The organism is Mesorhizobium sp. M7A.F.Ca.CA.004.04.2.1 (genome assembly GCF_004022825.1).
GTDB lineage: Bacteria > Pseudomonadota > Alphaproteobacteria > Rhizobiales > Rhizobiaceae > Mesorhizobium.
The window spans coordinates 1-427 of the sequence record NZ_RZPH01001810.1; the positions used below are offsets into that span (position 1 = coordinate 1).

A 427-nucleotide genomic window follows, 5' to 3' on the forward strand; every position below is an offset into this window, starting at 1 on the left:
CTACTGGGCCTCTTCTCTTTCCTCTCCCCCTCTTCCCCTTCTTCTTCTCTCCTCTCTCCTCCTTTCCTCTTCCTTTTCTTCTTTTCTCTTTTTCCCCCTTTTTCCCCTCCCCCTTCCTTCTCTCCCCCTTTTTTCTCTTTTCCCCTCTCTCCCCCTTTTTCCTTTCCCTTCTCCCTTCTCTTCCTCTCCTCCCTCCCTCCCTTCTCCTTCTCCCCCTTCCCTCCCCTCCTCTTCCTCCCCCTCACCCTATCTCTTCTCTTCTTTCTTCCCCTTTCTTTCTTCTTTCCTCTTTCTCCCCCTTCCCCCCCCTTTTCTCCCTTTTTCTTTCTTCTTTCTCTTCTCCCTCGCTTCTCCCCGCGCCGTCTCCCGCCCACATCACCCTCCTGCATCAGAATTTCGTCGATGCCGGCGCCGACATCATCCTCAC

The 427-nt window shown here is 54.1% G+C and carries 1 protein-coding gene; it reads right to left on the bottom strand.

Annotated elements, in window-relative coordinates; genetic code table 11:
• Positions 1-427, bottom strand: a 427-nt coding sequence (locus EN893_RS40145; RefSeq protein ID WP_206640289.1) for a hypothetical protein, incomplete at both ends; no start/stop codon positions are given.